Source organism: Streptomyces sp. AA1529 (assembly GCF_000280905.1).
Taxonomy (GTDB): domain Bacteria; phylum Actinomycetota; class Actinomycetes; order Streptomycetales; family Streptomycetaceae; genus Streptomyces.
Genome location: NZ_ALAP01000063.1, coordinates 1 through 25,185 on the forward strand (window position 1 = coordinate 1; position 25,185 = coordinate 25,185).

Below are 25,185 nucleotides of genomic sequence, written 5' to 3' on the forward strand. Positions count from 1 at the left end.
AGTGCCTGTGCTGCACGAGCACGTTCTTGCAGGTCCGCTGCAATGGGGCGCGTCGTCGCCGGAGGCTGGAACGGAGCGGTCGGGGTCATGGATGACGGGCTCCCGAAGTCCTCGATCACTGCGAGTGCCGTGGCGGGGAGCCAGCTCGCGGCAGCGTGGGGGGTGAACGTCCGGTCCCGATGGTGCCCGAACTCCTCAAAGATCTGACTCAGACTCGGCCGCGCCTCCGTCTCTTTGGCCAGACACCGTCCGACCATGTCAGCCAACTCGCCGGGCAGGCCGCTCAGATTCGGCGGCCGATACAGCGTCTGTGCCAGGACATCTCCGGCGCTGGGCCCTTCGAACGGTGCGTGCCCCGTCGCCGCGAAGACCATCACCGCACCCAGAGCGAACACGTCACTGGCGGGCCCGGCGGCTCCCCGGATGTGTTCCGGGGCCATGTACCCCGATGTGCCCATCACGTGAGTCGATGTTGTACTCACCGCATCCAGTGCCTTGACGATCCCGAAATCGATCACTCGCGGCCCGTCGGTGGTCACCAGCACGTTCGCCGGTTTCAGGTCCCGGTGTACCAACTCTGCACCGTGGAATGACAACAGGGCCTCCGCGATGCCGGCCGCGACCCACCACACGCCTCCCGGCGGCAGTATCCCGGCTCGCTCGATGAGAGTGTCGAGCGGCGGCGCGGCAACGAATGCGACGGCCATCCAGAGCAGTTCCGCGTCCGGCGGAGACACCTCGACCACTGGCGCGGTGAAGGCTGCACTCACCACCCGAGCCGCTGATGCCTCCCGGATGAAACGCGCCCGGAATCCGTCTTCGTCCGCAAGATGCGGGCGAATCACCTTGACCGCGTACAACCGCGTGCCCAGGCCGCGAGCCAGGTAGACACGGCCCATTCCGCCCTGTCCCAGTACCCGCAGCACCGTATACGGACCCACCGTCGTCGGGTCCCGATCGTCCAGCGGACTGCCCCACATCGGATCCGGCACGAAGCTCCCCTCACGTCACGCGAACTGGCCCTCGCCAGAGCATCATTGCCGAGTCCAAGAGATCACCGCCACCGCCGTATACGAGTACTTCGCATGTCCTACAAGCGGAACTGACCCTGCCCACAGGAACAGCGGCGGCGCCTCGTGCCGGGGGCGGACCCGAAGGCTCAGGTCGACGTCCGGCTGGTGCGGACCGGGCGGCGGTCGCGGGGGCGTTGCAGCGCCGCGAAGTCGTCGAACCAGGCCGTGGTGTGGCCGGTTGCGCCGTCCTCGTGGGCGCGGACGGTGCGGGTGGCGTACACGCTGTTGAGGAGCCAGGGCTGCTTGTCGGGGCCGATGTCGCGGACCATGGCGTCCGCCTGGGCGACTCCGTAGGTGGCCACGGCGAGCTTCCCGGTGTCGCGGAACCGCTGGACCTGGTCCCGCACGTAGTGCCGGTTCTTGTGGAACCAGGGGCTGAGGGACAGGAAGGCGTCCCATTTCTCCTGGGGGAACGGGGTGTCCACCGCGGTCTTCAGGAGCTGCCAGACCCGGGTGTCCGGAGCGATGTCGTAGCGGCGGGCGAAGCGGGGCGGGATGCGGTCCCGCAGGTGGGCCCGCCAGTGGCGGACGAGGGAGAACTCGGTCGCGAGGAACTTCTGGTCGGAGCGCAGGTGGGGGACCACATAGTCCAGGTACTGCTGGGCGGCGTCGAGGGAGGTCACGTGCGGGTGGATGTCGACGCCCTCGATCTCCGGAGCGCCGTGGACGAAGTCGAGCCAGCGGCGGGTGGCCGGTGTTCGCTCGGCGGGGTTGTCGAGGTGGTTGAGGGCGCCCATGTACAGGCGGGTGCGGCAGCCGTCGGGGAAGTGCTTCCTGCGGTAGGTGACGACGTGCTCGGCCACGTGCTCGTAGAAGGTGTTGAGGGCCGGGCCTTCGCGGTCGGCGCGTCGGCTCTCCAGGAACGGCTCGTTGCCGATCACCAGGATGTCGACCTTTCCCAGCACCGCGCGGGCCGCCTTCTCCACCCGGGCCAGCTCGGCCTCCATCGCCCGGCTTCCCGGAGCGGGCAGCGCCCGCTGCCGGTAGGGGAACTTCAGCGACAGCACGGTGCCGTAGTGCTGCTCGTGCGCGGCCAGCAGGGCGGCCACCGCGCGCTGTTCGCGGACCGGGCCCCGGTCGGCCTGCGGCATCGGCAGGAAGCCCCGCACCCAGCTCGCGGAGACGCCCCGCAGCCGGGCGAAGCTGACCTCCCCGGGGTCCTCGTTGAAGTTGGCGCCCAGGATGCCGCTGGGCGCCGCTGCCGGGCGCTGCGCGGAGCCGCCGCCCTGGTGTCCGCCGTCCCCGTCGCCCTCCGCGCTGCATCCGGCCGCCAGCAGCGCTGCGGCGGACGCGCCGAGCAGCAGGCGGCGGCGCGGCATTCCGGGGCTCCCCGGATGCGGCGTACACGGATCCGACGGGGGCAGACGGTGCATCGGGGCCCTCCTTCGCGGGGTGCCGGGTTCTCCTGCCCTCCGACAACGCGAGTACACGGCCTGACGTTCACGGCCGGGGTTGCGGAGAGAGCAGGCTGCGGCCGACCGACATGGCCCAGCCATGGCCAACGCCCCGATCTGTCCACCACTCGATCCCGCAACGCGCTGGCTCCATCGCTGAACGACATGCCCACCGACCTGCCAGGGGAAGGAAGAGGAACGGTCGGCCGGCGTCGACGTACGCCCATGCGTCGGGAAGGCGCACCGTGTCTCCGAGGGCCCGCGCCCGGTGACGGGAATGCTGAGGGACTGATTGGGGCTGATTCGCCGGACTCTGTCAGCTCAGTTCGGATCTGGGTGGACGTGGGACCAGTCGCACGGGCGTGACCAAGAACTCGGAGGTTATGGTCACCCAACTGGCTGGGTAGGGGCCTGTAATTGCTTCGGCGCAACCGGTTGCAGGAGGGGGAGAATGCAAGCTCACACTGACGGTTCGAGCACTCCGGAAGTCACTGCCGTCGAAGGCGGCGGAGTAGGGATGCAGCTAGACCATGCGCTGCCACCCGACGGTGCTAACGGTAGACAGAAAGACCTGGTTGTTCACGACGACGAGTTGGGCGCACTCGGCAACATGGCCTACACCCTGCACTCTAAGTTGTCGACCACAGGGGACCAGGCTCGACAAAACACGTTCGACGCAGCAGTCCAGTTGTTCAATGACGGACTGGAATCGGGTTCTGCCCTGACGACCCTGCACGACGCCTGGAACACCAAGCTGGGGACGATAAAGGAGGCGTGCGCACACATCTCCAATCACCTGGACTACTCCAAGGCGAAACACGCAAAGGACGAGCAGGACATCGAGACGACCATGCAGAACGCAGCAGGAAAGCCTATGACGGTTTCCCGTATATACGACTACATAAAATAACGGCAGTTCGGGCCCATCCACCGGAATCGCAATAGGGGAGACATGGTCACCTTTCGCCAGCTTCACGATCTTCGACTAGGGACCCTGAAGAAGGCAGTTGCCGACTGGAAGAAAATGGTCGATGACCTGGTCGAACTGATTGGTGAAGACGGGAAAGCGCAAGGCACAAGCAGCACAGGACTCACGAGAAGGGCGCAGAAGGCAGACTGGGTGGGGGAAAATGCAGACGTGACAAAGAAATTCGTCACCAAAACGGCTGACGAGTTCCATGACGTGCTTGCAACAGCCCGGAGCGTGCACACGATTCTGGACGGGCTGCACACCAAGATGAAGAAACACAAGGAAGACCTCAATGAGGTGGTCGCGAACGCGGACAAAGGAGTTCACATCACGCAGAACGGTACCGTGGAACCACGGAAAGACGCCGATCCCAAGCCCACCCAGAAGCAGATCGACGCCGCCGCCGAAGAAATACATAAGGTCCTTAAAGCCGCAAAAATAACGGATAAGGGCGCTGCAGAATCACTACGCCACGAAGCGAAGGACAAATACAACTTCCTCGCTTCGCGCGTCACCGATTTCGAAAAGACACGTCAGGCGGTCAGAGATGCGGATGCCGTACTCAAGCTAGCCAAAAAGGACCCCAGCGAACTCAGCAACACCCAGTTGAACCGTCTCGACGACTGGCTGCAACGTAGCGGGAAGGATCCTGTCTTCGCGGAAAGAGTCGCCACCGAGATGGGGCCGAAGAAGTCCCTTGCTTTCTTTGCCAAAGCCATGGATCTCGACAAATGGGAGTCCGACGGAGCGGGGAGCGGTCAGAGGAATTTCAGCGAGCACAAGAAAATGCTGGAAGTGCGGAAGAAGTTGCTGGGTCGACTCGAGACCGGACTGGGAACGACGTTGGCAACGGCCTCCCGATCCGAGTCCAGCGACATGGCGGCGTGGAAGAAACAGGCGATTCAGGTGGGAGATGAGCCGGTCTCAGGGACAGCTTCCCATAAGCCGATCTATGGGTTCCAGGCCATGAGTAACCTGATGCGGCACGGAAAGTACGACGGAGATTTTCTCAACAACTATGGCGATGCGCTCGTCGACTACGAGAAAAAGCATACAAGCGATGTGAAAGACCCTGGGCCAGGCGGTCGGACACGGGAAGATGTGCTGCCGTGGGACCGGCTGCCTTCCTACGCCCAGCAGGATGAGATGCGTTTCGGGCCGGGCAACGACGAGGATGCCGGGGTGGATCCGATGACTGGCCTCATGAAGGCCCTGTCACACAACCCCGAAGCCTCGACGGACTTCTTCGGTCATCCGGAAGAAGACAACGAGGGGGAACAGTCCCACTTCGACTACCTTTTCAAGGACCGCGAATGGGGCTCGCTTCCCGGATCTGCAGGCGGGAAGCCAGGGCGCGATGCGATGGCCGAAGCTCTTGAGGCTGGGGCGACCGGCCACGTCGCAGGAGCGGAACCCGACTCGCTGGTCCACACCTCCGCCCAGGCACGAATCATGGAGGAAGTCGTCAAGGCCGTCTCGGACGAGCCATCCCGTCTCACCGGGAACCTGGAAATGGGCGACAGCTTGGGGCGGATGAGCCGTGAATATATGCCCGACATATACCGGGGCCTGGAGAGCGGTGAACCGCCGAAACCAGAAATGGATGATCTACCGGAGACTCGGCGACATAACGTGCTCGAGCGACTTTTCCCTATTGCCGGGGAACCTGCGGTGTTCGGAAAATCTGGAGAGGGAGAGTCGGATTTGGCTAGATTCTTGATATCTCTCGGGCAGAGCCCGGAGGGCTACCAGGAAGTCCTCGCCGGGCAAAAACTCTACGGTGACGCAGTCCTGAAACACAATCTGGACCCCGAAATACAGGCACAACTTCCGCAGTATGAACGGTTCGAAGGATCCGAGACAGACGTCAAGGACCGGGCACAGGATGTTGTGGAGCGGGTCAGCCAGCAGTCAGGATACGTCACAGGCGCGTTGACGCTTGGCCGGCAAGAAGCCGTCGTGGCAGAGGGGCTCGCGCACGACGCCGCATACGAGAAGGCGCAGGCACGTGTAGGGACATGGGGCTACGGTGCGGGTGCCACAGCCACCAATGTGCTGTTGGCACAGGGCGGGGTCAAACCTGTCGCAAGCGCGGTCATCTCAGGCTTGACAGGCTCCGGTCTCTTCGTCGGGCCGAGTGAGTGGAACATGGCCAACGACCACAACGAGGGGGCAGAAAAGGCTCAATTGACCTCGGACTACTGGTCGCACGCCAAAGCAGACGACATCACCTCAACCAATAAGCTTTACAACAGCTACGGTGGCGAGGAGTTCGGTCCAGGCCAGTGGGATACATGGGTGCGTAACGGTTCGAACGCCGGGTTCAATGAGGCGCTGAGCTCGGGGCAGACGATGGCCACCGAGCTCACCAGTGGCGACCAGGTGAAGACCTTGAAGACGTCGGGGAAATAATGGGATTCAGTGTTGACCGCAGGCAACCGGTGATCTGGCTGATTGTTGCCGTAGCTGTACTCCTGATCGCAGTGATCACCCTTTCCGCAGCATTGATCTCCCATGACAACGACAGTCCGGGCAAGTCCTTCGGATCCGCAGAAGCGGACTGTTCCTCGGTCACGGGGACAAGCAATATCGCCGAGTTGCGCCGCATCGTCCCGGATGCCTCCTCCTATGCAGTGACATCTGAGAAGATTGTGGATGAGAAATCCGCCAAGTTGCGGTGTGAGGTGCGCGCCGACGACCAGGTAGCGGTGAGGTTTCTGGTGAAAGAAACAGCAGGGGACCGAGATGACTGGGAAAAATACATCACGCGCAACGAAATCGAGTGGTCTCCCGATCGGCACCGCGTGGACCGGTACGGCGGCGGCTTCTCCGACACGCACGCAGCAGCGCTCTTCCTGCCCTGTCCTGGACGAAAGGCGGCGATGGGGGCAAACGAGGGCCTGAGCCTGACCGTTACGACCCCATCGGGCAGCGACCACGAGAAAGATCTCCTCAGGCTCGCCGAGCGCACTGCGGACCGCGCCGTGGAACTGGTGGGATGCGAGAAGTAGCGGAGGGCGAGGTGACGGCCCAGGTGCGCTGCGGTCGCCCACCCGCGACAGGTACGGGTCAGCCCACGAGACGCCCTCAACGCCCTGGCAGACGACCGAGCAGATGATGCCGTCTGGCGCACTGCCAGTCGTGCCACCGAGGCAGGCGAGCCGGCCGAAGGGGGGCGAGGCGCCTCGGGCCGCAACGGTGATGACGAACACGAGGCCGCGGACAGGGGCGCCGGACCAGGTGCCCCGAGGCTCAGTCCCGCAGGCTGTCCTCCAGCAGGCGGGCCCACTGGGCCACGACGCGCTCGCGGCGGGCGCTGTCGTCGGTGAGCAGGTTGGCGAGGCCGAGGCCGCGGGCCATGTCGAGGAGGCCCTGGACGGTCTCGCGGACGCCGGGGCGGCGCTCGTCCACGCCGAGCAGGTCGACGGCCATGCGGTGGGTCTCGCGTCCCATCCGGGCTTCCAGGTCCGTCACGCGGGGGCCGAGCTGGGGCTCGTTGGAGGCGGCGACCCACAGGTGCAGCGCGGCGCGGAAGAGCGGCCCGGTGTAGAGGGCGACCAGCGCCTCGACGACGGCACGCGCGCCGGCCGGGGCGGGCAGCTCCCGCAAGGCGCGGGAGCGTTCCTCGGCGACGTATTCGACGGCGGCGGTGAAGAGGTCCTCGCGGGTGGGGAAGTGGTGCTGGGCCGCGCCGCGGGAGACGCCCGCGTGCTCGGCGACGACGCTGACCGTGCTGCCCGACCAGCCGTGTTCGGCCAGGCAGGTCACGGCGGACTCCAGCAGGCGCTGCCGGGTGGCGCGGCTGCGGTCCTGCTTGGGCGCCGCGCCCCGGGCGGTACGGTCCTGCCGGGCCGGCGCCGCACCCCCGGTCCGGCCCTGCTCAGGTCCGGTCCGGCCCTGCTCAGCCGGCGCCGCGCTCCCGTCGGCGCCCGCGATCCCGGCGGCGCCGCGCGCATCGCCCGCGCCGCCGGTCGTCGTCCGTTCGCGCCCGGCCCGTGTGTTCACCGCACGGGCGCCTGCCGCACTGCCCATTCGGGCTCCCGTCGTTCGAGAAAGGCCGTCATGCCCTCGCGGGCCTCGTCCGACGCGAACAGTCGCGCCGACAGTTCGGCGAGCGTACCGGTGTCCCGGTCGAAGGCGGCCAGCACCTCCCTGGTGACCAGCCGCTTCGACTCCGCGAGGCCCTGCGGGGAGCCCTGCCGCAGTCCGTCCAGGACGGGCGCCAGTGCCTCGTCCGGGTCGTCGGCGGCCAGCGTGATCAGGCCGATCCGGGCGGCCTCGGCCGGGCCGAACCGTTCGCCGGTGAGGTAGTAGCGGGACATCGCGCGCGGGTCGGTGCGCGGCAGCACCGGCATGGAGATCACCGCCGGGGCCACCCCGATCCGGGCCTCCGTGAAGGCGAACGTCGCCCCCGGACCGGCGACGGAGATGTCGCAGGCCGCCAGCAGCCCGGTGCCGCCCGCGCGGACGTGGCCGCTGACCCGGGCGACGACGGGCTTGGGGAAGGCCACCACGGTGCGCAGCAGGCGGGCCAGCTCCAGCGGCGCGTCCGTCGGGCCGTCGTGTGCGCGCGCCTCGCTCAGGTCGGCACCGGCGCAGAAGGTGTTGCCGGTGTGGGCGAGCAGCACGGCGCGGACGCCGGGGTCGGCCTCGGCGCGCTCCAGTTCCGCGTACAGTTCGGCCACCAGGCGGGTGGAGAGCGCGTTGCGGTTGTGCGGGGAGTCGAGGGTGAGGGTGCGGACGCCGTCTGCGGTGCCGGTCCCCAGCGTGCTGTCGGGCGCGGCCATCAGTAGGACTTCGGCAGGCCGAGGGTCTGGTGGGAGACGTAGTTGAGGATCATCTCCCTGCTGACCGGGGCGATCCGCGCCACCCGGGACGCGGCGATCATCGCGGCGAGCCCGTACTCGCGGGTGAGCCCGTTGCCGCCGAGGGTGTGCACCGCCTGGTCCACGGCCCGCACACATGCCTCTCCCGCGGCGTATTTGGCCATGTTCGCGGCCTCGCCCGCGCCGGTGTCGTCGCCCGCGTCGTAGAGCCGGGCCGCCTTCTGCATCATCAGCCGTGCGCACTCCACTTCGATGTGCGCCTGGGCCAGCGGGTGGGCGATGGCCTGGTGGGCGCCGATCGGCTCCTTCCACACCTGCCGGGTGCGGGCGTACTCCAGTGCCCGCTCGATCGACCAGCGGGCCATGCCCAGGGCGAAGGCGGCCGTCATGATGCGTTCGGGGTTGAGTCCGGCGAAGAGCTGGAGCAGCCCGGCGTCCTCGTCGCCGACCAGCGCGTCGGCCGGGAGGCGCACGTCGTCCAGCACCAGTTCGAACTGCTTCTCCGGTGCGTCGACCGCCATGTCGATCATGTTGTAGGTGAAGCCGGGGGTGTCGCGGGGGACGACGAACAGGCAGGGCTTGAGCTTCCCCGTCCTGGCGTCCTCGGTGCGGCCGACGATCAGGGTGGCGTCGGCGATGTCGACGCCGGAGATGAAGACCTTCCGGCCGGTCAGCAGCCAGTCGCCGGTGGCCGGGTCGCGGCGGGCCGTGGTCGTGATGCGGTGCGAGTTGGAGCCGGCGTCCGGCTCGGTGATGCCGAAGGCCATCTTCCGGGTGCCGTCGGCCAGTCCGGGCAGCCAGGTGCGCTGCTGCTCCTGGGTGCCGAAGCGGGATATCACCGTGCCGCAGATCGCCGGGGAGACCACCAGCATCAGCAGCGGGCAGCCCGCGGCGCCGAGTTCCTCCAGCACGATGGACAGCTCCTGGATGCCGCTGCCGCCGCCTCCGTACTCCTCGGGGAGGTTGACTCCCAGATAGCCGAGCTTCGCCGCCTCCGCCCACAGCTCGTCGGTGTGCTTGCCGTCCGCGACGACCTGCGCGAAGTAGTCGCGGCCGTAGCGCTTGCCGAGTGCGGCGACCGATGCGCGCAGTGCGGTGTGCTCCTCGGTTTCGACCGGACCGGTCATGTGCGACTCCCTGAGGTTGCTGGCGCGGTTGCGGCTCCGCCCCGGCCACGCGGGCCGCGGGCCAGAGCCCTGTCATGGGTGAGGTCGGCTGGTCGGGATGGTGACGGCTCGTCGGGATGGCGGCGGCTCATGGGGTGGCGGCTGCTGGTGGGGTGACGACGGCGAGCACGGCGCCCACCTCGACCTGCCGGCCGACCGCGACCCGCAGTTCGGTGACCGTCCCGTCGGCGGGGGCCACCACGCGGTGCTCCATCTTCATCGCCTCCAGCCACAGCAGCGGCTGGCCGGCGGCGACCTCGGCGCCCTCGGCGATCCCCTCGGCCACCCGGACGACGGTGCCGGGCAGTTGCGCGAGCAGCGAGCCGGGCGCGGTGTCGGCGGCGGGCTCGGCGAGCCGCGGCCGGGCGGTGAAGGCGTGGCGTCCGGCGAAGACGCGGTCGCCGTGCACCGCGACGTCGAATCCGCGCCGCACCCCGTCCGTCTCCAGGACGACGTGGTCCGCGCGGACGGCGACGGCCCGCACCCCGGGGTGCGCGGCGGGCTCCGGTGCGACGCCGCCGCGGCCCCACACGTACCGCACCTCGTGCTCGGTGCCGTCGCCGTCGAGGTAGCGGCGGCTCGCCGGGGCCGAGGGCAGATTGCGCCAGCCGCCGACCCGGGCGGCGAGCCGCGGCCTGCCGGGCGCGTCCCGGACGGCCTCGGCCAGCGCGGCGGCCAGTACCGCGTGTCCGGCGCCGTCTGGCGTGTCCGCGGGTTCGGGCGCGGTGAGTTCGGCGAGGTGGCGTGCGTAGAAGCCGGTGTCGAGACGGCCCGCGGCGACGTCGGCGAAGTCGGGGTGGCGCAGCGACCGCACCAGCAGGTCCCGGTTGGTGACCGGCCCGTGCACGGCCGCCTGCTCCAGGGCGCGGGCGAGTTTCCGTACGGCGGCCTCGCGGGTCGGCGCCCAGGCGACGACCTTGGCGAGCATCGGGTCGTAGTGGATGCCGATCAGGTCGCCGTCCTCGACGCCGGAGTCGACACGTACCTGTCCGGCCGCGCTGCCCGGTATCGCCAGCCGCCACAGCCGTCCGGTCTGCGGCGCCCAGTCGCGGGCCGGGTCCTCCGCGTACAGCCGGGCCTCGACCGCGTGGCCGTGCGCGGCGGGCGGGCCCTCGGCGGGGAGGGCCGCGCCCTCGGCGATCCGGATCTGCTGGGCGACCAGGTCGAGGCCGAACACGGCCTCGGTGACCGGGTGCTCGACCTGGAGGCGGGTGTTCATCTCCAGGAAGGAGGGCTCGCCGCGGTCGGAGACGAGGAACTCGACGGTGCCCGCGCCCGTGTAGTCGACGGTGCGGGCGACGGCGACGGCCGCCTCCTCCAGGGTCCGGCGCAGCGCGTCGTCCAGTCCGGGTGCGGGTGCCTCCTCCACGACCTTCTGGTGGCGCCGCTGGAGCGAGCAGTCCCGGGTGCCCAACGCCCAGACGGTGCCGTGGCCGTCGGCGAGCACCTGCACCTCGACGTGCCGGCCGCGCTCCAGATAGGGCTCGACGAAGACGTCGCCGTCCCCGAAGGCGGCGGCCGCCTCGGCGCGGGCCGCGGCGAGTTCGCCGGCCAGTGCGGCACGGTCGCGCACCACCCGCATGCCGCGGCCGCCGCCGCCCGCCGCGGCCTTGACGAGCACCGGCAGGTCGGCCTCCCGCACCCGGTCCGGCTCCAGCGACGGCGGCAGCGGCACCCCGGAGCCGGCCAGCAGTTTCTTGGCGGCGGTCTTGGAGGCCATGGCCTCGATCGCGGCGGGCGGCGGCCCGATCCACACCAGTCCGGCGTCCTGGACGGCGCGGGCGAAGCCGGCGTTCTCGGAGAGGAAGCCGTAGCCGGGGTGGACGGCGTCGGCGCCCGCGGCGAGGGCGGCCCGCACCACGAGGTCGCCGCGCAGATAGGTGTCGCCGGGGGCGCTGCCGGGCAGCGGCACGGCGGCGTCGGCCTCGCGGACGTGCGGGGCCCCGGCGTCCGCGTCGGAGTGCACGGCGACGGTGGCGATGCCCAGTTCGCGGCAGGTGCGGAAGACGCGCCGGGCGATCTCCCCGCGGTTGGCGACGAGGACGGACTGGATCATTCGCTGCTCCCTCTGCGACGGTGCGCGGCTCACATCCGGAAGATGCCGAAGCCGCCGCGGGCCCCGGCCACCGGCGCGGTGTGGATGGCGGACAGGCAGACGCCGAGGACGGTGCGGGTGTCGCGCGGGTCGATGACGCCGTCGTCGTAGAGGCGGCCCGAGAGGAACATCGGCAGCGACTCGCTCTCGATCTGCTGCTCGACCATGGCCCGCAGTCCGGCGTCCGCCTCCTCGTCGAACTCCTTGCCCTTGGCCGCGGCCGACTCGCGCATCACGATCGAGAGCACGCCCGCGAGCTGCTGCGGGCCCATGACCGCGGACTTGGCGCTGGGCCAGGCGAACAGGAAGCGGGGGTCGTAGGCGCGGCCGCACATCCCGTAGTGGCCGGCGCCGTAGCTGGCGCCCAGCAGCACCGACAGGTGCGGCACCTTCGAGTTGGAGACGGCGTTGATCATCATCGAGCCGTGTTTGACGATGCCGCCCTGCTCGTACTCCGTGCCGACCATGTAGCCGGTGGTGTTGTGCAGGAACAGCAGCGGGATGTCGCGCTGGTTGGCCAACTGGATGAACTGGGTGGCCTTCTGCGACTCCTCGCTGAAGAGCACGCCCTGCGCGTTGGCGAGGATGCCGACCGGGTAGCCGTGCAGCCGGGCCCAGCCGGTCACCAGGCTCGTCCCGTACAGCGGTTTGAACGCGTCGAATTCCGAGCCGTCCACGATCCGGGCGATCACCTCGCGCGGGTCGAACGGCACCTTCAGCTCGCCGGGCACCACCCCCAGCAGCTCCTCGGGGTCGTACAGCGGCTCGCGCACGGTGGCCGGGTCCGGGTCGGGGTGCGCCTTGCGCCAGTTGAGCCGGGCGACGACGCGGCGGGCGCGGCGCAGCGCGTCGGGTTCGTCGAGCGCGTAGTGGTCGGCCAGCCCGGAGGTGCGGGCGTGCATGTCGGCGCCGCCCAGCTCCTCGTCGTCGGCCTCCTCGCCGGTGGCCATCTTCACCAGCGGCGGCCCGCCGAGGAACACCTTGGCACGGTCCTTGACCATGATGACGTGGTCCGACATGCCGGGGATGTAGGCGCCGCCCGCCGTCGAGTTGCCGAACACCACGGCGATGGTGGGGATGCCCGCCTCCGAGAGCCGGGTGAGGTCCCGGAAGAGCGCGCCCCCGGGGATGAAGATCTCCTTCTGGCTGGGCAGATCGGCGCCGCCGCTCTCCACCAGGCTGATGCAGGGCAGCCGGTTGGCGTAGGCGATCTCGTTGGCCCGCAGCGCCTTCTTCATCGTCCACGGGTTGCTGGCGCCGCCCCGGACGGTGGGGTCGTTCGCGGTGATCAGGCACTCGACGCCCTCGACGACGCCGATCCCGGCCACCAGCGAGGCGCCGGTGGTGTAGTCGCTGCCCCACGCGGCGAGCGGCGACAGCTCCAGGAACGGGGTGTCCGGGTCGAGGAGCAGTTCGATCCGCTCGCGGGCCGGGAGCTTGCCGCGTTCGCGGTGCCGGGTCAGATACTTCTCACCGCCGCCGGCGAGCGCCGCGGCCTGCTCGGTGTCGAGTTCGGCCAGTTTGCCGAGCATCGCGGCGCGGTTGTCGGCGTACTCCGGCGCCGCGGTGTCCAGGGCGCTGCGGAGGGCCGCCGGGCCGGGCGGTCCCGCGGGCCCGGTGCCGATGCCGGTGCCGGGGCCGGTGCCGGAAGGGGGCCCGGGGGCGGGGCCGGACGCGGGACCCGGCGCGGACGCGGTGCCGGGTGCGGTGCCGACCGGGCCGGGGCTCGTCGCTGGGCTCATGGGAGGAACACCTCCGGGATGTCGAGGTGGCGGGCGCGCAGCCATTCGCCGAGCGCCTTGGCCTGCGGGTCGAACCGGTGCTGCGCGGCCACGCCGTCGCCGAGGATGCCGTCGATCACGAAGTTGAGCGCTGCGAGGTTGCGGAACTCGTGCCGGGTGACGGACAGCTCCCGCACCTCGGGCAGGAGCACGCGCAGCCGGTCGGTGGTCAGGGACTCCCGCAGCCACGCGTAGAGGTCCGGGTCCGCGCCGTACGCCCACACCCCGATGTTGGCGCTCCCGCCCTTGTCGCCGCTGCGGGCCCCGGCGACCAGGCCGAGCGGGGCCCGGCGGGTGGCCGGGGCGCCGGGCGGAGGCACTTCGGACGAGGGATCTTCGGTCGAGGTCGAGGTCGAGGGCGCGGGCTGCGACGCGTCGTCCGGCGGCCCGGACTGCCCCCCGTCGTCCGGCGATGCGGGCGGCTGCCGCCGGGCGGCGGGGAAGGAGACGTCCAGCCGCGTGCCGTCCGGCAGCACCGCCACGTGCGGCACCGACCCCGCGTCCGTGTACGCCGCCTCGAACACGCCGTACGGTGCCCCGCGCGCGGGCGGGGCCGTCACATGGAAGCCGGGGTAGCTCGCGAGCGCCAGTTCGATCGCCGGGCCGGAGACGGCGCGGCCGACCGCGCTCTCCTCCGGGTCCCGCACCACCAGCCGCAGCAGCGCGCTGGCCTCCTCCTCGGCCGCGGCGTCGGCCCGGTCGGTGCGGGCGAGGCTCCAGTCCACCTGGGCCGGGCGCCGCACCCCGGGGCGGGAGAGGGCGGCCTCCAGCTGCTCCCGCACCAGATCCGCCTTGGCGGGCACGTCGAGCCCGGTCAGCACGAAGGTGACCTCGTTGCGGTAGCCGCCCAGCCGGGTGAGGCCGACCTTCAGGCTCTCCGGGCGGGGCTCGCCGCGGACGCCCTCGATCCGCACCCGGTCGGTGCCCGCCTGGACGAGCCGCACGGAGTCCAGGCGGGCGGTCACGTCGGGGCCCGGATAGCGCGGCCCCGCGGTCTCGTAGAGGAGTTGCGCCGTGACGGTGCCGACGGTGACCGCGCCGCCGGTCCCGGGGTGCTTGGTGAGCACCGCGGAGCCGTCCTCCGCGAGTTCCGCGAGCGGGAATCCGGGGTGGCGCACGTCGATCCCGTCCCGTACGAAGAAGGCGTAGTTGCCGCCGGTCGCCTGCGTCCCGCACTCCAGCACGTGCCCGGCGACGACGGCGCCGGCGAGCCGGTCCCAGTCGTCGTCGGCCCAGCCGAAGTGCGCCGCGGCGCAGCCGCTGACCAGCGAGGCGTCGGCCACCCGCCCGGTGACGACGACATCGGCACCGGCCCGCAGGCAGGCGCTGATCCCGGCACCGCCCAGGTAGGCGTTGGCCGTCAGCACGCCCTCGCCCCAGTCGCGTGCGGCGAGCAGGTCGTCGCCCTCCACGTGGGCGACCCGCGCGGGCACGCCGACGCGTTCGCTCAACTCCCGTACCGCGTCGGCGAGGGCCGCCGGGTTGAGGCCGCCCGCGTTGGTGACGAGGGTGACGCCGCGGTCCCGGGCCAGGCCCAGTCCCGTCTCCAGCTGCCGCAGGAACGTCCTGGCGTAGCCGCGCGCGGGGTCCTTGAGCCGGGCGCGGCCCAGGATCAGCATGGTCAGCTCGGCGAGGTAGTCGCCGGTGAGGACGTCCAGCGGGCCGCCGGTCAGCATCTCGGTGAGCGCGTCGGCGCGGTCGCCGTAGAAGCCGGAGGCGTTCCCGATCCGCAGCGGCTCGCGCGGGGCGGGCTCCGGTGCCGTCATGCCTCTCCCTCCCGTCCCTCCCGTACCGCGCGGCCGCCTGCCGCCCGGCCGGCGCCGGGCGGCCCCGCGAACGCCTGCGCGATGCCCAGCCAGCGTTCCGCCTCGGCGCCCTCGGCCCGCAGAGCGGTGTCGTCGCGGTGCACCCGCTGGGTGGCCAGCAGGCAGAACTCCAGGGCGCTGCCGGTCACCCGCTGCGCCGCGTCCTCGGGGCCGTGGGCCCACACCTGGCCGCCGGGTCCGGTCACCTCCACGCGGAACGGCTCGGCGGGCGGCCGGAGTCCGTGCGCGGCGTAGCCGAAGTCGCGGGCGCGCACCCCGATACGGACGATGTGCCGCAGCCGGGCGGTCGGCTCACGTGCGGCGCCGAGCGCGTCGGCGACGTCGGTGCCGTGCGCCCAGGTCTCCATGAGTCGCGCGGTCGCCATGCTCGCCGCGCTCATCGACGTCCCGAACCAGGGCAGCCGCGCCCGGGGCGGCTGCGCGGTCGGCACCGCGGCCAGCGCTTCGGCCAGCGCGGTGCGTCCGGTCCGCCAGCGGGCCAGGATCTCGGCGGGCGGCCGCCGGGCGCCCTCGGCCGCGGTGTCGTCGATGAAGGTGGCCGCCGCGTCGGGGCGGGCCGCCATCTCCTCCACCCGGCGGCGGAAGGCCGCCGGGTCGGTGGCGGCGAGCAGCGCCTGCTCGTCCGTCCAGGCCAGGTGGGCGATCTGGTGGGCGACCGTCCAGCCGGCGGCCGGTGTCGCCGCCGTCCAGCGTTCCGGGGGCAGGTCCGCGACCAGCCGGTCCGCCTCCGCGCTCTCGGCGCGCAGATCCGCCAGCACCTCGCCGAGCACGTCCGCCGCTGAGGCCACAGCCCCGCCCTCCCCTCCACGGTGCGGTCGCCGGGGGTCGCACCGCCCCGCGGACGCGCCCGATCGCCGTCCGTGGCACCGAGACTGACAGCCGGCTCAAAAACAAGCAAGCGTGCTTGCATGACTTTTTCCGGGTGCCCCGCCGATCCCCTCGGGTAGCCCTCGGGCGGACATCCGCGGCAGACGACCGCACGGCGCGACGCCGCGCCGAGACATCCGGCAGACCGGAAGAGAGGGCGGACCGTGGTGGCCACCGACAGCTCCCGACGCGCGCACCGCACCATGCCGCTGCACCGCCTGGACGTCCCCGCGCCGCGCCGACTCCCCTTCGCCATCGGCACCTTCGACTCGATCGGCCCGCTCTCCCGCGCCGCCTACCCGCACCGGCACACCTTCCACGAGATCGCCTACGTCACCGGCGGCAGCGGCACCCACGTCATCGACCTGCGGCGGTGGACCCTGCGTCCACCGCACCTGTGCTTCATCACGCCCGGCCAGTCGCACCACTGGCAGCAGCACGAACAGGTGCAGGGCTGCGTCGTCCTGTTCGACGAGGCGTTCCTGCTCGCCCACCCCGGCGACCGCACCCTGTTGCGCCGGCTCGGTGCGCACCCCTCCCTGCCGCTGTCCCCGCCCGCGGCAGCCCGCGCGGCGGAACTGCTGGCCGGGATGCGCACCGAGTACGGCCAGGCGCAGCCCGGCATGCGCACCGTCCTCCAGGCGTACCTGCACATCCTGCTCGTCCAGGCCGACCGCCTACCGGCCCAGGAGCACCCCGGAGGCGCACCGGACGGCGAAGCCGCCTGCTCCCGGCCCGCGGCCGTCGCCGGGCAGTTCGTCCGGCTGCTGGAGCGCCCGGAGGCCGCCGCGGCCCGCACGGTCGCGGCCTGCGCCGCTGAACTCGGCGTCTCCGTGGGCTATCTGAACACCGCCGTCCGTGCGGGCACCGGGCGGACGCCCGGAGAGCTCATCCGGCACGCCCACGTGTTGGAGGCCAAGCGGCTGCTGGCCGGAACGGCCATGACGGTGCGCCAGGTGGCGCACGAGGTGGGCTTCGCCGACCCCGCCTACTTCTGCCGCTTCTTCCGCCGCGAGACCGGCGCCAGCCCGGGCGAGTTCCGCCGCGAGAGCCACGGGAGACCGGACGGCGACGAAAACACCACACTCCGGTAGCTCCGTCCATCGACCCCCGCGCACGCCGCCCGTAGCGTCGTCCCCACTCGGCCGAACCCGGCCGGACGCGTCCGTCCCCCGCACTTCCCCCCATCCAGGAGAGCGAGGAACCGACCATGTCCCACACGGACGACGACCAGCCCGCACCCGGCCGCCGCCGCGGAGTGAGCCGCAAGAGCGTGCTGCGGGCCGCGATGGCGGCCGGGCCCGCGGCGGTACTCGTGGGCGGCGCCGCAGGCGGCACCCCGGCGCTCGCGCGCGACCGGCGCGGGACCGCGGAACAGCTGACCCCGACCCCCTCGTGCGACGACGGCGACGACCCGACGCCCCCGCAGACCGAGGGCCCGTACTTCAAGCCCTACTCCCCCGAGCGGGACTCGCTCGTGCCGCCGGGCACCCCGGGAACGCCGCTGGTCGTCAGCGGCTATGTCTTCGGACGGAACTGCGCCCCGCTGGCGCACGTGCTGCTCGACTGGTGGCAGGCGGACCCGAACGGCGCCTACGACAACAGGGGGTACCGGTTCCGGGGCCACCAGTACACCGACGCACAGGGCGCCTTCCGGCTGACCACCCTGCGGCCCGGCCTGTACCCGGGGCGCACCCGGCATCTGCACCTCAAGGTGCAGGCGCCCTACCGGCCCGTGCTCACCACCCAGCTCTACTTCCCCGGTGAGCCGCGCAACGGCACGGACACGATCTTCGATGCCCGGCTGCTGATGGACGTCCGGACCGAGGGCGGCGGACTGGCGGGCTCGTTCGACTTCGTGGTGAACGCCTGAGCCCGCGGGCTCGCACGGTCCGGCGGGTCCGGGGCAGCCACCCCCGGACCCGCCGGTACGTCACTCCCCGGCGGCCCGCTCCGCGGACGCGTCCGCCGCGGCGGCGGCCGGGCCCGCGGTCAGGCCCTCGGCCAGCACCTCCGCCAGGTGCCGGCTGCGGAAGCCGCCCAGCTGGTCCATCTGGGTGCGGCAGGAGTAGCCGTCGGCGAGGATCTCGGTGCCCGGCTCCGCGGCGCGCAGGGCCGGGAGGAGCTGGTCCTCGGCACAGGCCGCGGACACCTCGTAGTGGCCCTTCTCGAAGCCGAAGTTGCCGGCCAGGCCGCAGCAGCCGCCGCTGAGGTCGCCGGCCAGACCCGCCCGGTCCCGCAGCCGCCGCTCGGCGGCGTCGCCGATGACGGCGTGCTGGTGGCAGTGGGTCTGCCCGGCGACCGGCCGGTCGATCCGGGGCGGCTCCCAGTCCGGTGCCTGCTCCTCCAGGGTCTGCGCGAACGTGCGGACGGCTTCCGCCAGCCGCTTCGCGCGGGGGTCGTCGCCCAGCAGCTCGGGGACGTCCGTCTGCAGCGCCGCCGCGCACGGCGGCTCCAGGACGGCCACCGGCAGGCCCGCGTCCAGGGCCGGTTCCATGACGTCCAGGGTGCGCCGCATCACCGCGCGGGCCCGGTCGAGCTGGCCCGTGGAGACGTAGGTGAGGCCGCAGCACACCTGCTTCGGCGGCACCACCGGGCGCAGCCCGGCGTCCCGGAAGACCTGCACGGCGGCCGAGCCGGCCTCGGGGGAGAGGTAGTTGGTGAAGGTGTCCGGCCACAGCACGACCGGCTTGCCGCCGTCGGCGGCACGGTCGGGCTGCTTGCGCCACCAGTGGGTGAAGGGCGTGCGGGGCAGCGCCGGGATGTCCCGCTCCGGCGCCAGCCCGCCCAGCCGCTTGGCGAGGGCGGCCAGCGGCGGCACCTTGGCGCCCGCGTTCAGCAGCGGCACGGTGCGGGTGGCGGCGGCCAGCCGCAGCCAGCGCGGCAGCCAGCCCATCGAGTAGTGCGCCATCGGCCGGCGCTTGCCCGGAGTGCCGGACGCGGCGTCGCCCTCGTAGTAGTGGTGCATGAACTCGGCCTTGTAGGTGGCCATGTCGACGCCCACCGGGCAGTCGCTGCGGCAGCCCTTGCACGACAGGCACAGGTCGAGCGCGTCGTGCACCTCCTCGGACTGCCAGCCGTCGGTGACGACCTCCCCGGCGAGCATCTCGTGCAGCAGCCGGGCCCGTCCGCGGGTGGAGTGCTTCTCCTCGCCGGTGGCGCGGAAGGACGGGCACATCACGCTCGCCCCGGCCGACTCGTTCCGGCACTTGGCGACGCCCACGCAGCGGCGGACGGCGGCGGAGAAGTCACCGCCGTCGTGCGGATAGCCGAACTCGACGTCGACGGGCTTGCGCGGCAGCGGCGCGAACCGCAGGTTGGCGTCCAGCGGATCCGGCCGGACGAGCACACCCGGGTTGAGGCCGGCCGCCGGGTCCCACAGGTCCTTGAACCGGCCGAAGAGCCCGACCATCTCCTCGCCGTACATCCGAGTCAGCAGCTCGGCGCGGGCCAGACCGTCGCCGTGCTCGCCGGAGAGCGAGCCGCCGTGCGCCACCACGACGTCGGCGAGCGCGGTGGAGAAGTCCCGGAACTTCGCGATGCCCGCCTCGCCCAGCAGGTCGAAGTCGATCCGCACATGGATGCAGCCGTCCCCGAAGTGCCCGTAGGGCAGTCCGCGCAGCCCGTACTCGCCCAGCAGCTTGCGGAAGTCCCGCAGATACGCGCCGAGCCGGGCCGGGGGGACGGCGCAGTCCTCCCAGCCGGGCCACGCCTCCGCCCCGTCCGGCATCCGGGTCGCGGTGCCCGAGGCGTCCTCGCGCACCCGCCACAGCGCACGCTGCCCGGCCGGTTCGGTGACCAGCGTGTGGTCGGTGGTGCCCTCGCGCGCCGCACGGCACAGCTGTTCGGCGTTGGCCCTGGCCTGCGCCGCGTCGTCGCCGCCGACCTCCACGAACAGCCAGGCGCCGCCCCTGGGAAGCGAGGCCCGCGCCGCGTCGCCCACCAGGTCGTTGGCCATCCCCTCGACGGTCAGCGGACCGTAGGGCAGCAGCCCGGCGGCGGCCTCGGCCGCCGCGGACTCGTCCGCGTAGCCGAGCACCGCCAGCACCCGTGCGCCGGGGGTCGGCACCAGCTTGACGGTGGCCCGGGTGAGCACGCCCAGGGTGCCCTCGCTGCCGGTGAAGGCGCGCGCCCAGTCCTCGCCCTTCTCGGGCAGCAGCTCGTCGAGCGCGTAGCCGGAGATCCGGCGCGGCAGCTCGGGGAACCCGGTGCGCAGCCGGGCCAGTTCGCCCTGGACCAGGGAGGACGCTCCGGCGCGCAGCCGCTCGGGTACCCCGGAGCCGCCCCGCGCGAGCCGGGCCCGCTCGCCGCCGTAGGTGAGGACCTCCAGCTCGTGCACGTTGTCGGCGGTGGTGCCCCAGGCGACCGAGTGGGAGCCGCACGAGTTGTTGCCGATCATCCCGCCGAGCGTGCAGCGCGCGTGCGTCGAGGGGTCGGGTCCGAAGGTGAGCCCGTGGGCTCCGGCGGCCCCGCGCAGGTCGTCCAGGATGACGCCGGGGCGCACGACAGCGGTGCGGGCCTCCGGATCGAGGTGCTCGATGGTGCGTTGGTGCCGGGTGAAGTCCAGCACGACGCCGAGTCCGGTCGCCTGCCCGGCGATGGAGGTGCCCGCGCCGCGCGCCACCACGGGCACGCCCTGCTCGCGGCAGACGGCCAGCACGGCCGCCACGTCGTCGTCGTCCTTCGGCGCCACCACGCCCAGCGGCACCCGCCGGTAGTTGGAGGCGTCCATCGTCATGAGTGCTCTGTCCTGGGCGCCGAACTCCACCTCACCACCGCGCACCGCGGCGCGCAGCGCCCGCTCCAGCTCCTGTGCGTCTGCCCTACGTGCGTCTCCCATGGGCACAGCGTGCACGTTGGAGCCCGCCCCGCGCTGCCCTTGCGGGATCTTTCGTGTCTGTGGTCCGCGTCACGCTGCCGCCTCCTCGCCGAAACGGGCCCCACCTGGGGAAAGACCGGTTTTTGTCAGCCTGCCGATCTGGCCGAGAGGCGGCTGCGGAGCTGTCCACCCCGGCCATTGAAGAGCGGCCGGGAGACAGTGGGTACCGCGCCGTACGGGACTCGCCCCCCGCCCGGTGCGGTGGGCTCTTCCCTCGTACGGGTCGCGGCTCATCCCTCGTACGGGTCGGGTGCGGTGAACGTCTCCAGCAACCGGGGCGGCGCGGCCTGCCGCCAGGAGTCGACGACGATGTCCCGCAGCTCCGCCATGTCCTCCAGGGCCGCCAGCCGGGCCCGCACCCAGTTCGAGCCCGCCTCGTGCGGCGGCACCCAGAACTTCTCCGGCTCGGCCGCGATCAGCTCGCCGCGCTCCAGCTTGGGGCAGCGCACCGCGAAGGAGGACTCGTCGTCGGGCATGGTCAGGAACATCTTCCCCGCCACCCGGAAGGTCGGCATGGACCACGCCTCGACCTCCTTGCTCTCGGGCAGCGCGAGCGCGAGGCGGCGCACATCGTCGGGACCGGGTCTGTGACCTGCTGTCATACACCCAGCTTATGGGCCCGAGCCCGGTCCGTACCGGCCCTGGGCGGATCCCCCGCCCGTCTCAGGCGCTGGACGGCTGCCGAGGCGGTCTGGACGGCGGCACTAGGCTGACCCTCGTGGCTGATCTCCAGATTCCCGCTGACCTCAAGCCCGCCGACGGCCGTTTCGGCTCGGGCCCCAGCAAGGTGCGTCCGGAGGCGCTCAGCGCCCTGGCTGCGACCGGTACCTCGCTCATGGGCACCTCACACCGGCAGGCACCCGTCAAAAACCTGGTCGGACAGGTACGTGACGGCGTACGGAACCTCTTCTCGCTGCCGGACGGGTACGAGGTCGTACTCGGCAACGGCGGCTCCACCGCCTTCTGGGACGTGGCGACCCACGGCCTGATCGAGAACAGGTCCCAGCACCTGTCGTTCGGCGAGTTCTCCTCCAAGTTCGCGAAGGCCGCCGCGCAGGCGCCCTGGCTGGGCGAGCCCAGCGTCATCCAGAGCGACCCGGGCACCCACCCGGAGGCCCGCGGCGAGCAGGGCGTGGACTCCTACGCGCTGACCCACAACGAGACCTCCACGGGCGTGGCGATGCCGCTGCGCCGGGTGCCGGGCGCCGACGACGGCGCGCTGGTGCTGGTGGACGCCACCTCCGGCGCCGGGGGCCTGCCGGTCGACATCACCGAGACGGACGTCTACTACTTCGCGCCGCAGAAGTCCTTCGCGGCCGACGGCGGGCTGTGGATCGCGGTCTTCTCGCCCGCCGCGATCGCCCGCGCGGAGCGGCTCGCGGCCTCGGACCGGCACATCCCGGCCTTCTTCGACCTGCAGACGGCGATCGACAACTCGCGCAAGAACCAGACGTACAACACCCCGGCGCTGGCCACGCTCTTCCTGCTCGGTGAGCAGTTGGACTGGCTCAACGGGCAGGGCGGCCTGGAGTGGGCCGTCTCCCGCACCGCCGACTCCTCGGCCCGGCTCTACAACTGGGCGGAGAAGGCGTCCTACGCGACGCCCTTCGTCACCGACCCGGACCAGCGCTCCCAGGTCGTGGGCACCATCGACTTCGCGGACGGCGTGGACGCCGCCGAGGTGGCCAAGGTGCTGCGGGCCAACGGCATCGTGGACACCGAGCCCTACCGGAAGCTGGGGCGCAACCAGCTGCGCGTGGCCATGTTCCCGGCGGTGGAGCCGGCGGACGTGGAGGCGCTGACCGCGTGCGTCGACTGGGTGATCGAGCGCCTCTGACGACCTCCGGGCTCCGGAGCGCCGGACGGGCTACGCGGTAGCCCGTCCGGCGTTCGCATGCGGCCGCGGGGCATCCCCGCGCCCGCGATCGGGTACGGGATGCCGCATGAGCACTCCCAGCACCGGTTTTCAGCTGTTCGCCCGGGAACGGCGGGTACGGCTGACGACCTACGAGAGGGAAGGCACGCCCTTCGGGCACGGCGCGCAGATCGCCGTCGAGGGGGACCGTGCGTATGTGCGCACGCACGCCAGGGCCCGGCAGCGGGAGCACATCGAGCGCTACCCGGAAGTGGAGCTGGCCGCCGCCACCCTGACCGGCACCCCCGCCGGGGCGCCGATGAAGGCCCGGGTGCGGGAGCTGCGGGACAGCGAGGCGCGGCACGCCGCGGCCCAGCTCGCCCGCAGACACCCGCTCACCCAGGGCTTCCTGGTGCCGCTCGGCTACCGGCTGATGTTCGACCGGCCGGTCCACTACGAGCTGCGGCTGGTCGGCGAGTAGCCGCGCGGCTGCCGGGCGTCGGCCACCCGCCGGGGTGGGCCGTTCACCTGCCAGGTTCCGTCCGCCGGGTGCTGCCCGTCAGCTGCCGAGGCGCTGGAACCTGCAGACGGCCAGTGGCAGGAAGACGGCCGTCAGCGCCAGCGGCCACACCACCGCCATCAGCTCCGCGTGCTCCTCGATCCAGCTTCCTCCGCTGGGCAGCGGGTTGCCGTACAGCTCGCGGACGGCGTTCGCGGTGGCCGAGACGGGGTTCCACATGGCGACCGTGCCCAGCCAGTCCGGCATGGCGGAGGGCGGGGTGAAGACGCTGGAGACCATGCCGAAGGGGAAGGCGACGGCGAACAGGTTGCCCGCCGACTCCTGGTTCCTGGCGAGCAGGCCGAGCAGCACACCGATCCAGATCAGGGAGAAGCGCAGCAGGAGCAGCAGCGCGAACGCCCAGAGCGTACTGAGCAGCCCGCCGTCCGAACGCCAGCCGATGACCAGCGCGATCGCCGCCATCACGGCCAGGTCGAGCGCCGCGTGCAGGACATCGGAGGCCCCGCGCCCGGTCACCACGGCGGAGGGCGCCATCGGCATGGAGCGGAAGCGGTCGGTGACACCGCGCTCCTTGTCCACGACGACGGTCATCGCCGTGTTCATGAAGCCGAACGCCATGGTCATGGCGAACATCCCCGGCATGGCGTAGTCCTTGTAGTCCACTCCCTCGCCGACATCCATCGCACTGCCGAAGACATAGACGAACAGCAGCACGGAGACGAGGGGGAAGCCGAGCTGCCAGGCGATGATGGACGGCTGCTTCGCCAGGTGGGTCAGGTCGCGGCGGACGATCGTCCAGCAGTCGGCCACCGCCCAGTACAGCCGCTGCCCGGCGTTCTGCCGCTCCGCGGGCGGCGCGACGACACTCATACGGCGGCCTCCAGGTGTTCCGCGCTCTCCCGCTGCTCGCCGCCGGATCTGCCGGTCAGGGCGAGGAAGACCTCGTCCAGCGTGGGCCGGCGCAGGCCGATGTCGGCCACCACCACGCCCTCGTCCTGAAGGCCACGCACCACCTCGGTGAGCGCGGGGACCCCCGCCGAGACGGGCGCGTGGACGCGTAGTTCGGCGGTGTCGCTCTCCGGCTCGGCACCTCGCAGCGCGACGCGGGCGACGGCGGCGGTCACGACGGGCAGATCCCGGGCCTCGGCGGCGACGACCTCGATGCGGTCGCCACCGATGGCCCGCTTGAGTCCGGCCGGGGTGTCCTCGGTGACGTTGCGGCCGCGGTCGATGACGGCGATCCGGTCGGAGAGCTTGTCGGCCTCGTCCAGGTAGTGGGTCGTCAGGACGACGGTGGTGCCCTGCTGGGTCAGGCCGCGCACCGCCTCCCACACCTCGCTGCGCCCGCGCGGGTCGAGCCCGGTGGTCGGCTCGTCCAGGAAGAGCACCTCCGGGGCCAGGATCATGCTGGAGGCCAGGTCGAGGCGGCGGCGCATACCGCCGCTGAAGCCCTGCGGCTGCTTGTCCGCCGCCTCGGTGAGCCCGAACCGGTCGAGCAGTTCGGCTGCCCGGCGCCGGGCGTGTGCCGCACCGAGGTGGAAGAGGCGGCCGAACATCTCCAGGTTCTGCCGCGCGGTGATGATCTGGTCGACGGCGGCGTGCTGCCCGGTGAGACCGATCCTGCGGCGCACGGCACGGGGGTCGCGGCGCACGTCGTACCCGCCGACGGTGGCGCGGCCGCCGTCGAGCCGGACGAGGGTGGACAGGGCGCGTACGGCGGTGGTCTTGCCGGCCCCGTTGGGTCCCAGCAGTCCGAAGACGGTGCCGCGCGGCACGGCCAGATCGAGGCCGTCGAGCGCGTGTCCGTCGGCTTTGCCGCCGTACGTCTTGCGGAGTCCCTCGGCCACGACGGAGTACTGGTCCGGTGGTGGTGCGGACATACATCCCCTCCTTTGGATCTGGGTACGCCGTACTCAGATAAAACAGCGTACAA

At 71.7% G+C, this 25,185-nt stretch carries 20 protein-coding genes; 7 read left to right on the forward strand and 13 right to left on the reverse strand.

The features are described from left to right. Both A949_RS0118100 and A949_RS0118105 read right to left on the reverse strand, forming a co-directional pair. Positions 1 to 992, reverse strand: a 992-nt coding sequence (locus A949_RS0118100) for a serine/threonine-protein kinase (protein WP_158687598.1), incomplete at its 3' end; no start/stop codon positions are given. 167 nt (positions 993 to 1,159) lie between these two features. Beyond that, entirely contained in the window at positions 1,160 to 2,392 is a 1,233-nt protein-coding gene (locus tag A949_RS0118105; protein ID WP_019357437.1) for a hypothetical protein, read from the reverse strand. Between the two features lie 592 nt (positions 2,393 to 2,984). Here A949_RS0118105 and A949_RS0118110 point away from each other — a divergent pair. The 3 genes from A949_RS0118110 to A949_RS0118120 are packed head-to-tail and all read left to right on the forward strand — an operon-like array spanning position 2,985 to position 6,448. Further along, complete coding sequence (locus tag A949_RS0118110; RefSeq protein WP_019357438.1) at positions 2,985 to 3,377, forward strand: hypothetical protein; 393 nt, start codon at positions 2,985 to 2,987, stop codon at positions 3,375 to 3,377. Positions 3,378 to 3,419: 42 nt separating this feature from the next. Continuing rightward, positions 3,420 to 5,849 (forward strand): hypothetical protein, encoded by a 2,430-nt coding sequence (locus tag A949_RS35630; RefSeq protein WP_158687599.1) that lies wholly within the window; start codon positions 3,420 to 3,422, stop codon positions 5,847 to 5,849. Next, on the forward strand, positions 5,849 to 6,448 hold the full coding sequence (locus A949_RS0118120; protein ID WP_019357440.1) for a hypothetical protein: 600 nt from the start codon (positions 5,849 to 5,851) through the stop codon (positions 6,446 to 6,448). Before A949_RS35630 ends, A949_RS0118120 begins: the two co-directional genes overlap by 1 nt. A 241-nt stretch (positions 6,449 to 6,689) precedes the next feature. On the opposite strand, the gene A949_RS33800 is transcribed toward A949_RS0118120, so the two are convergent. From A949_RS33800 to A949_RS0118155, 7 genes are all read right to left on the reverse strand, one after another. Next, positions 6,690 to 7,220 carry a TetR/AcrR family transcriptional regulator gene (locus tag A949_RS33800; protein WP_070032733.1) on the reverse strand — a complete coding sequence of 177 codons (531 nt, stop codon included), beginning with the start codon at positions 7,218 to 7,220 and terminating at the stop codon, positions 6,690 to 6,692. Positions 7,221 to 7,438: 218 nt separating this feature from the next. Continuing rightward, positions 7,439 to 8,224, reverse strand: coding sequence for an enoyl-CoA hydratase family protein (locus tag A949_RS0118130; protein WP_019357442.1), 786 nt, complete (start codon positions 8,222 to 8,224; stop codon positions 7,439 to 7,441). Further along, the gene (locus A949_RS0118135) at positions 8,224 to 9,390 is read right to left on the reverse strand and encodes an acyl-CoA dehydrogenase family protein (protein ID WP_019357443.1); all 1,167 of its coding nucleotides are present in this window, start codon (positions 9,388 to 9,390) and stop codon (positions 8,224 to 8,226) included. Before A949_RS0118135 ends, A949_RS0118130 begins: the two co-directional genes overlap by 1 nt. 127 nt (positions 9,391 to 9,517) lie before the next feature. After that, complete coding sequence (locus A949_RS0118140) at positions 9,518 to 11,485, reverse strand: acetyl/propionyl/methylcrotonyl-CoA carboxylase subunit alpha (protein ID WP_019357444.1); 1,968 nt, start codon at positions 11,483 to 11,485, stop codon at positions 9,518 to 9,520. 29 nt (positions 11,486 to 11,514) lie between these two features. Next, a complete protein-coding gene (locus tag A949_RS0118145; protein ID WP_019357445.1) occupies positions 11,515 to 13,266 on the reverse strand; it encodes an acyl-CoA carboxylase subunit beta in 1,752 nt (583 codons plus the stop codon). Then, positions 13,263 to 15,071, reverse strand: coding sequence for an acyclic terpene utilization AtuA family protein (locus A949_RS0118150; RefSeq protein ID WP_019357446.1), 1,809 nt, complete (start codon positions 15,069 to 15,071; stop codon positions 13,263 to 13,265). The genes A949_RS0118145 and A949_RS0118150 overlap by 4 nt, the downstream gene beginning before the upstream one ends. After that, entirely contained in the window at positions 15,068 to 15,919 is an 852-nt protein-coding gene (locus A949_RS0118155; protein WP_019357447.1) for a TIGR03084 family metal-binding protein, read from the reverse strand. Before A949_RS0118155 ends, A949_RS0118150 begins: the two co-directional genes overlap by 4 nt. Before the next feature lie 246 nt (positions 15,920 to 16,165). Between A949_RS0118155 and A949_RS0118160 the strand changes: the two genes are divergently transcribed. Together A949_RS0118160 and A949_RS0118165 are read left to right on the forward strand one after the other, a co-directional pair. Further along, positions 16,166 to 17,092, forward strand: a complete 927-nt coding sequence (locus A949_RS0118160) for an AraC family transcriptional regulator (protein WP_019357448.1) — start codon at positions 16,166 to 16,168, stop codon at positions 17,090 to 17,092. A gap of 116 nt (positions 17,093 to 17,208) precedes the next feature. Then, positions 17,209 to 17,871: a dioxygenase family protein gene (locus A949_RS0118165; protein WP_019357449.1), complete on the forward strand. Its 663-nt coding sequence runs from the start codon at positions 17,209 to 17,211 to the stop codon at positions 17,869 to 17,871. Positions 17,872 to 17,931: 60 nt separating this feature from the next. Here A949_RS0118165 and A949_RS0118170 read toward each other — a convergent pair whose 3' ends face one another. Together A949_RS0118170 and A949_RS0118175 are read right to left on the reverse strand one after the other, a co-directional pair. Continuing rightward, positions 17,932 to 20,838 carry an FAD-binding and (Fe-S)-binding domain-containing protein gene (locus A949_RS0118170; RefSeq protein ID WP_051019545.1) on the reverse strand — a complete coding sequence of 969 codons (2,907 nt, stop codon included), beginning with the start codon at positions 20,836 to 20,838 and terminating at the stop codon, positions 17,932 to 17,934. 269 nt (positions 20,839 to 21,107) lie between these two features. Next, entirely contained in the window at positions 21,108 to 21,479 is a 372-nt protein-coding gene (locus A949_RS0118175) for an MmcQ/YjbR family DNA-binding protein (protein WP_037706769.1), read from the reverse strand. Positions 21,480 to 21,595: 116 nt separating this feature from the next. On the opposite strand from A949_RS0118175, the gene serC reads away from it, so the two are divergent. Then, a complete protein-coding gene (gene serC / locus A949_RS0118180; protein WP_019357452.1) occupies positions 21,596 to 22,714 on the forward strand; it encodes a phosphoserine transaminase in 1,119 nt (372 codons plus the stop codon). Between the two features lie 106 nt (positions 22,715 to 22,820). Next, positions 22,821 to 23,213, forward strand: coding sequence for a hypothetical protein (locus tag A949_RS0118185; protein ID WP_019357453.1), 393 nt, complete (start codon positions 22,821 to 22,823; stop codon positions 23,211 to 23,213). A gap of 78 nt (positions 23,214 to 23,291) precedes the next feature. On the opposite strand, the gene A949_RS0118190 is transcribed toward A949_RS0118185, so the two are convergent. Beyond that, positions 23,292 to 24,122, reverse strand: coding sequence for an ABC transporter permease (locus A949_RS0118190; RefSeq protein ID WP_019357454.1), 831 nt, complete (start codon positions 24,120 to 24,122; stop codon positions 23,292 to 23,294). Further along, positions 24,119 to 25,132, reverse strand: coding sequence for a daunorubicin resistance protein DrrA family ABC transporter ATP-binding protein (locus A949_RS0118195; protein ID WP_019357455.1), 1,014 nt, complete (start codon positions 25,130 to 25,132; stop codon positions 24,119 to 24,121). Before A949_RS0118195 ends, A949_RS0118190 begins: the two co-directional genes overlap by 4 nt. Positions 25,133 to 25,185 lie beyond the last annotated feature (53 nt).